An 8,185-nucleotide genomic window follows, 5' to 3' on the forward strand; every position below is an offset into this window, starting at 1 on the left:
GGGCCGGGCGCACTCGGGCCGGGCGCACTCGGGCCGGGACCTTGCGGGCGGGGAGCTTGTTGCGCGAGGGCCGCCGGGGCGAGGCCGACGCAGGCGAGGAGCGGCAGCAGGCCGGCGGCGAGCAGGCGGGCGGGTCGCGGCATCGGGCTCTCCGAAGACAGGCGCCGGACCTTGGCAGAGGTGAGGCCGGACTTCCAGGCTCGCTCCGGCCCCCGCGGCCGATCGAACCGCCTCCGTGACGAAGCGGAGCCCGGATCGACGCGAGCCCCGAGGGAAATCGATCACTCCGGGCCGGCATCGGATTGCACCGCGATCGGGCGCTGCTTAGGCTCCGCCCGCGCGGGGAATCGCTGCGAGGCCGGACATGTCGCTCATCACACAGGTCGGTCGCGTCGCCGTCGGCCTGACTGGTCTTCTGGCATGGCTCCCCGGCGCTCAAGCCCAGCAGCCCCCGAACCCGGCGCCCCGCCGCGCCGCCCTGGTGCAAGCGGCCGCCAAGCCGAAGAGCTTCGTGCGCCCGGCCCTCGCCAGCGAGGCGGTGCGGCTCGAGGCGCGGGTGAAGGAGGAGGGCGGCGCAGCCGGCAAGTCCGCCGCGCAGTGGCGCCGCGAGGCCGACGCCCTCAAGGCCAAGGACGAGACCGACGGGGCGCTCGCCGCCTCTCGCCGCGCCGCCCTCGCCGAGCCGGCGGATTGGCGCAACTGGTACGCCCTGGCGGAGATTGCGGGGGATGCCGAGAACGACGATTACGACGCCAACCGGAAGCTGAAGGCGGAAGCCCGGGCCGGTGCCTACCTGGCCTACCAGCGGGCGAACGTCCCCGCCGACGAGGCGCGGGCGCTGGCGCTCCTCGGCGCGGTCCTGGCCAAGCAGGAGAGCTGGCGCCCGGCGCTCGAAGCCTACGCGGCGAGCCTCTCGCTCGCGGGCGACGCGGAGGTCGCCAAGACCTACGAGGCCTTGCGGGATGCGCACGGCTTCCGGGTGCTCGACTACAAGGTCGATTCGGACGCCGCCGCCCCGCGGGCCTGCTTCACCCTCTCGGAGACGATCGATCCGAAGGCGGATGTCGCGCCCTTCGTCGCCGTCTCGGGCGCCGCCGACACCGCCGTGACCGCGCAGGGCCAGCAGGTCTGCGTCGACGGCCTGCGCCACGGCGAGCGCTACGGCGTGGTCCTGCGCCAGGGCCTGCCCTCCAGCGTCGGGGAGTCCCTCCGCAAGGCGGCCGATTACGAGATCTACGTCCGCGACCGCAGCCCGCAGGCGCGCTTCACCGGGCGCAACTACGTCCTGCCCCGCATCGGCCAGGCCGGCGTGCCGCTGGTCTCGGTCAACGCGCCGAAGATCGACGTCGAGGTGGTGCGCATCGGCGACCGCGGGTTGCTGCCCGCCCTGCGCAGCGACGAGTTCCTGTCGCAGCTCTCCGGCTCGGGCCTGCGCACCATCGCCCGCGAGCGCGGCGTGCCGGTCTGGAAGGGAAAGCTCGACACCGCGCCGGCCGAGATCAACCGCGAGGCGGTGACCGCCTTCCCGGTGCTCCAGGCGGTCGGCAAGATCGAGCCCGGACTCTACGTGATGACGGCACGGCCGAGCGGCACCGCCTCGCTCGCCGACGAGGAAGGCGGCTACGAGAGCGAGGCGACGCAGTGGTTCGTGGTCTCCGACCTCGGGCTCACCGCCTTCAAGGGCAGGGACGGGATCCACGTGCTCGCCCGCTCCCTCGCCTCGGCGAGCGTGCTGAAGGGGGCGGAGATCCGGCTCGTCGCCCGCAACAACGAGGTGCTGGCGACCCGCACCACCGACGGGCAGGGCCACGCCGCCTTCGATCCGGGGCTCGCCCGCGGCGAGGGCGGGGCGGCGCCGAGCCTCGTCGTGGCCCGGCTCGGCGACGATTACGGCTTCCTCGACCTGAGTTTAAGCGCCTTCGACCTCGCCGATCGCGGCGTGAAGGGCCGCCCGGCGCCCGGTGCGGCGGAGGCCTACCTGTTTCCCGAGCGCGGGGTCTACCGCTCCGGCGAGACGGTGCAGCTGACCGCGCTCCTGCGCGACGCCAGAGGCGCGGCGATCCCGACCCTGCCCCTGACCCTGGTGGCGAAGCGCCCGGACGGGGTCGAGTATCGCCGGGCGCAGGTGGCCGATGCGGGCTTGGGCGGCCGCGCCTTCTCCCTGCCGCTGCTCCCCGGAGCCCAGGCCGGGACCTGGCGGGTCGCCGCCTATACCGACCCGAAGGCGCCGCCGGTCGGCGAGGCGACGTTCCTCGTCGAGGATTACGTGCCCGAGCGCATCGAGGTCACCCTGACGCCCGCCGAGGCCGCCTTGAAACCGGGCGAGCCGGCGACCGTCGCGGTGGCGGCGCGCTACCTCTACGGCGCGCCGGGCGCAGGCTTGAGCGTCGGCGGCTCGGTGGCGGTGCAGCCGGCCGCCCGCAGCGGCATCAGGAACTTCGAGGACTTCTCCACCGGCCTCGACGACGAGCGCGTCATGCCGGTGACGGCGGAGCTGGACGCCCCGGTCACCACCGACGCCCAGGGGCGCGCCACCGTGAAGGCGCCGGTGCCGGCGACGGGCGGGCCGCGGCCGTTCGAGGCCAGGGTCTCGCTCCAGGTCGGCGAGCCCGGCGGCCGGGCGGTGCAGCGCAGCCTGACCCTGCCGATCCTGCCCGCCGGCCCGGTGATCGGAATCCGGAAGACCTTCGGCGAGCTGCGCGAGGGCGCGACGGCGAGCTTCGAGGTGGCCGCCGCGCGGCCCGACGGCACGCGGCTGTCGGGTGAGGCGACCTGGACCCTGCTGCGGGTCGACCGGCGCTACCAATGGTACCGGGCCGACGGGCGCTGGTCCTACGAGCCGGTCAAGACCACCGCCAAGGTCGCCAACGGCCGCGTCGCCCTGGAGGCCGGCGCGCCGGCGCGTGTGGCGATGCCGGTCGATCTCGGCCAGTATCGCCTGGAGGTGCGCGGCCCCGGCTTCGAGGCGGCGAGCCTGTCGTTCAGCGTCGGCTGGAGCGGGTCCGAGACCGCCGACGCGCCCGACCTCCTCGACCTCACCCTCGATCGCGACGCCTATGCCTCGGGCGACACGCTGAGGGCGCGGGTGCGCCCGCGATTCGCCGGCACCGCCACCGTCGCGGTGGTGAGCGACACGGTGCACGAGATCCGCACCCTCGACCTGCCGGCCTCCGGCGCCACCGTCGAGATCCCGGTGAAGCCGGATTGGGGCGCGGGCGCCTACCTCGTCGCCACCGCCTACCGGCCCCTCGACCAGGCGGCCAAGCGCCTGCCCGGCCGGGCGATGGGGCTGGCCTGGTTCGGGATCGACCGCGACGCCCGCAGCCTCGGCGTCACCGTGGAGGCCCCGGCGAAGGTCCGCCCCCGGGGCGACCTGCGCCTGCCGATCCGCCTCGCCGGCCTGAAAGCCGGCGAGGAGGCCCGGGTGACCGTGGCGGCGGTGGATGTCGGCATCCTCAACCTCACCCGCTACGCCAATCCGGACCCGTTCGGGTTCTTCTTCGGCCAGAAGGCGCTCTCGACCGAGATCCGCGACCTCTACGGCTACCTGATCGACGGCATGCAGGGCACGCTCGGCGCCATCCGCTCGGGCGGCGATGCCGGCGGGGCCGAGCTGGAGGGCGCACCGCCCACCCAGGAACCCCTCGCCCGCTATTCGGGTGTCGTCACGGTCGGGCCGGACGGCCGGGCCGAGGTGAGCTTTCCCCTCCCCGCCTTCAACGGCACCGCCCGGGTGATGGTGACGGCCTGGAGCGCGGCGCGGGTCGGGGCGGCCTCGGCCGACGTGGTGATCCGCGACCCCGTGGTGGCGAGCGGCACCCTGCCCCGCTTCCTCGATGTCGGCGACCGCTCGCGCCTGCACGTCGCCCTCGACAACGTCGAGGGACAGGCCGGCGACTACGCGGTCGATGTCGACCTCGCCGGGCCGGTGGTGGTGCCGGCCGGCGCCCTCAGCCGCAGCTTGCGCCTGGAGCCGGGCGGGCGCGGCGCGGTCGAGATCCCGCTCACCGCCGCCGGTCCGGGCCTCGCCCGCATCGACCTGCGGCTGACCGGCCCGGGGCTCGCCGAGCCCGCGGGCCAGAGCTTCGCCCTGCGCGTCCAGCCCGGCACCGGGGCGCTGCTGCGCCGCGAGGTCCGCAGGATCGAGCCCGGAGCGAGCCTGACCCTGTCGGGCGACCTCCTGGCCGAGGTGATCCCGGGCACCGGCTCGGTCACCCTGGCGGCGTCCCCGTTCGGGGGGATCGACGTGCCGGCCCTGCTCCAGACCCTCGACCGCTACCCGTATGGTTGCACCGAGCAGGTGGTGAGCCGGGCGCTGCCGCTCCTCTCGGTCAACCGCCTGGCGGCGCTCGCCCAGCTCGGCCTCGACGGCACCGCCGACGAGCGGGTGAAGGGGGCCATCGAAAGGGTGCTGTCGCGCCAGGATGCGAGCGGCGCCTTCGGGCTGTGGTCGGCGGGCCAGGCCGAGGACCTGTGGCTCACCGCCTACGCCGCCGACTTCCTGACCCGGGCGCGCGAGCGCGGCTTCGCCGTGCCGCCGACGGCGCTCACCCTCGCCCTCGACCGGCTGCGCAACAGCGTGGCGAATGCCAACGAGGTCACCGATGGCGGCCTCGACCTCGCCTATGCGGCCTACGTCCTCGCCCGCAACGGCCGGCCGGTGATGGGCGACCTGCGCTACCTCGCCGACACCAAGCTCGCCTCGTTCTCGACGCCCCTCGCCCGCGGCCAGATCGCCGCGGCGCTCGCGCTCCTCGGCGACCGGGCCCGGGCCCGCACCGCCTTCGAGGCCGCGGTGGCGGCGCTCCGGGCCGAGCGCGATACCGGCGCCTACCGGGCCGATTACGGCTCGCGCCTGCGCGACGGCGCCGGGCTGATCGCGCTCGCCGCCGAGACCGGGGTGGCGCGGGAAGCCCTCGGCTCCCTCGGCACCGTGGTGGGCGAGGAGCGCGAGTCGGGGCGCCCGACCAGCACCCAGGAACAGGCCTGGATGGTGCTGGCGGCGGCCGAGCTCGCCAAGGACGCCGGCAAGGACGCCCCGACCCTCGCCCTCGACGGCGCGCCGGTCTCGGGCGCCCTCTACCGGACTTATCCGGGCGCCGCCCTGGAGGCGAAGCCGGCGACGGTGACCAATCGCGGCACGGCCCCGGTGCAGCTCGCCCTCGGCATTTCCGGCAATCCGGCGGTGCCCGAGCCCGCCGAGGCGAAGGGCTACACGATCGAGCGCAGCTATCACCGCCTCGACGGCAGCCCGGCCGACCTTGCCTCCTTGCGCCAGAACGACCGCCTGGTGGTGGTGCTGAAGGTGACCGAGGCCAAGGCCAGCGCCGGCCGCCTGCTTCTCGTCGACCGCCTGCCGGCGGGCCTCGAGATCGACAACCCGAAGCTCCTCGATGCGGAGGCGACCGCCGGCCTGGCCTGGGCGAAGTCCGACGTGCAACCCATCCACACCGAGTTCCGCGACGACCGCTTCGTGGCGGCCTACGACCGCGACCCGGGCCAATCCGCCTTCTTCAGCGTCGCCTACACGGTGCGGGCGGTGACGCCGGGCCGCTACGTCCATCCGGCGGCGACGATCGAGGACATGTACCGGCCCGAGCGCTACGGGCGCACGGCATTCGGGACGCTGGAGGTGGGCGCGGCGCGCTAGCCTGTCGGCGCCGTGGCCGGATGGTGGAAGACGGCGGGCCGGCTCAGGCCCGCCGGATCGGCCCCTCCGCCAGACGATCAGGATGCGCCACGAGCCATTCGAGCGGGCCGTAGCGGCATCGCGCGACGAGCCGGAGGCGGCTGCCGGCGACCTCGGCGGCGGAAGAGGCGAGCCAGAAGGAAGATCGCCCCACCCGGCCCCTTCCGTCGCCGTCGTTCCGGCGCCCCCGGGCGCTTTCCGGCCGTCAGCCGCTCGCCCTGCGCCGGCCCGTCTCCATCCCTTCGCCGGCGAGGGCCGCGTCCCCGGCCATGAGGGCGGGGAGCTGGTCGACGGGCTGGGGCTTGCCGAACAGGTAGCCCTGCATCTCCTCGCACCCTTCGGCGATCAGGAAGCGCAGCTGCCCTTCGGTCTCGACGCCCTCGGCCACGACGCCCATCCCCAGGCTGCGCCCGAGACCGAGGACGGCGCGCACGATCACGGCGGCGGCCGGGCGCCGCTCCAGCTCGCTCACGAAGGAGCGGTCGATCTTGATCGTGTCGAACGGGAAGGCCTGCAGGGTCGCCAGCGACGAGTAGCCGGTGCCGAAATCGTCCATCGCGATCCGGATCCCGAAGGACTTCAGGCGGCGCAGCACCGTCATGGCGCGGGCCATGTCGTTGATGATGACCGTCTCGGTGACCTCGAGCTCCAGCCGGTCCGGCGACAGGCCGGTCTCGGTCAGGATCGCCAGCACGCGCTCGGGCAGGTCGACCTTCTGGAACTGGCGCGGCGACAGGTTGACCGCGACCTTGAGCGGGCGCGGCCACTGCGCCGCCTCCCGGCACGCCGCGCGCAGGACCCATTCCCCGAGGGGAAGGATGAGGCCGGTCTCCTCCGCCAGCGGAATGAACGCGCCGGGCGGCACCAGGCCGCGCACGGGGTGCTGCCAGCGCACCAGCGCCTCGAACCCGACGAGCTGGCCCGGGGCGGACCGCACCTGCGGCTGGTAGTGCAGCACCAGCTCGTCCCGGGCGATGGCCCGGCGCAGGTCGGCCTCCAGCCGCCGCCGCTCCGCCAGCGCCAGGTCCATCGCGGGGTCGAAGGCGCGGGCCACGTTTCGTCCCTCCGCCTTCGCCTTGTAGAGGGCGAGGTCGGCCCGCCGGAAGAGAGCCTCCTGGTCGGCCCCGTCCCCGGACGAGACGGCGAGGCCGATGCTGGCGCCGATCTCGATCGTCTGGTCGCCGAGCTGGACCGGCCGGCCGATCTCCCGGATGACCGCTTGCGCCCGCGCCATCGCCTCGCCCGCATTCTCGACCGAGGCGAGGAGGACCGCGAACTCGTCGCCGCCGAGCCGCGCCGCGGTGTCCCGGTCCCCGAGGCCCGAACGCAGGCGCAGCGCGACCTCGCGCAGGAGCGCGTCCCCCGCGAGGTGGCCGAGGCCGTCATTGACCTCCTTGAAGCGGTCGAGATCGACGCACAGGAGCGCGCAGGCCCCCGCGCCCTCGGCGATCTCGGAGAGCCGCCGCCGCAGCCTCTCGCGGAACAGGGTGCGGTTCGGCAGGTCGGTGAGGGCGTCGTGGGCCGCCATGTGGGCGATCCGGCTCTCGGCCTCCTTGCGCACGCCGATATCGACGTCGGTGCCGACAAGCCGGGTCGCCTCCCCGTCCGCATCGCGCCCGACGACCTTGGCGCGGGTGAGGATCCACCTCCAGGTGCCGTCCTTGCACCGCAGCCGGTGCTCGCGCTCGAAGACCGGCGTGTCCCCGGCAAGATGCGCCCTGAGCTGCGCCATGGTCCCGGACCGGTCGTCGGGATGGATGAGCGCCTGCCACGTGCTGGAGCAGGGCGGCATCTCGCCCGGCCCGTAGCCGAGCATGTGCCACCAGCGGTCCGTGGTCCAGACCGCGCCGGTGGCGAGGTCGCAATCCCACAGGCCGTCGCTGCCCGCCTCGAGCGCCAGCGCCAGGCGTTCCTCGCTCGTGAGCAAGGCCGCCTTCTGCTCGCTCAGCACGCGGTTCATCCGCCGCAGGCGGTCGGCGACCAGGGCCAGGGCCGAGCAGCCGAGCACCGCCAGGACGATCGTGGCGATGCCGGTGGCGATCACGGCGCGCGGCAGGCTGCCGGCATCGGCGCCGGTGCGTGGATCGGGAACGACCTCGGCGGCGGCCATGGCGAGGAAATGCAGCAGGGCGATCCCGCCGGAGAGCAGGGTCGCCGAGGGGATCAGATCGCGGCGATCGTCCCGATGCGGGAGCATCAGGAGGGCGGCGCAGACCAGGGCGGAGCCGAGCAGCACGGCCGCGACGGCCAGGCCCGGGTGCCACACGAAGGTGCCCGGAACCTGCACGCCCTGCATGCCGACCACGTGCATGGTGGTGATGCCGACGCTGAGCAGGGTGCCCGCGGCGACGGATCCCAGGGCGGTAGGGACCCGGCACAGCAGGATCAGGGCCGCGAGGCTGCTGACCACGCCGGTGACGAGCGAGGCAAGGGTCGCCGCCGGATCGTAGCCGACGCCCACGCCCGGATCGTAGCCCAGCATGGCGATGAAATGCG

General features: G+C 74.5%; 3 protein-coding genes. 1 reads left to right on the forward strand and 2 read right to left on the reverse strand.

Features of this window, described 5'->3' with window-relative positions; translation table 11 throughout:
• Window positions 1-364: 364 nt before the first annotated feature.
• Window positions 365-5,650 (forward strand): alpha-2-macroglobulin family protein, encoded by a 5,286-nt coding sequence (locus tag VQ03_RS26365; RefSeq protein ID WP_048453889.1) that lies wholly within the window; start codon window positions 365-367, stop codon window positions 5,648-5,650.
• Between the two features lie 43 nt (window positions 5,651-5,693).
• Here the strand turns inward: VQ03_RS26365 and VQ03_RS33365 are convergent, their stop codons facing one another.
• Together VQ03_RS33365 and VQ03_RS26370 are read right to left on the reverse strand one after the other, a co-directional pair.
• Window positions 5,694-5,843: a hypothetical protein gene (locus tag VQ03_RS33365; RefSeq protein ID WP_157064266.1), complete on the reverse strand. Its 150-nt coding sequence runs from the start codon at window positions 5,841-5,843 to the stop codon at window positions 5,694-5,696.
• 51 nt (window positions 5,844-5,894) lie between these two features.
• The coding region (locus VQ03_RS26370) for a bifunctional diguanylate cyclase/phosphodiesterase (RefSeq protein WP_048453890.1) at window positions 5,895-8,185 on the reverse strand (2,291 nt) is incomplete at its 5' end.

The sequence above is a fragment of the Methylobacterium tarhaniae genome (genome assembly GCF_001043955.1).
Classification (GTDB): Bacteria; Pseudomonadota; Alphaproteobacteria; order Rhizobiales; family Beijerinckiaceae; genus Methylobacterium; species Methylobacterium tarhaniae.

Coding starts and splice junctions, on each gene's coding strand:
- VQ03_RS26365 (WP_048453889.1), top strand. CDS start 365: ATGTCGCTCATCACACAGGTCGGTCGCGTCGCCGTCGGCCTGACTGGT.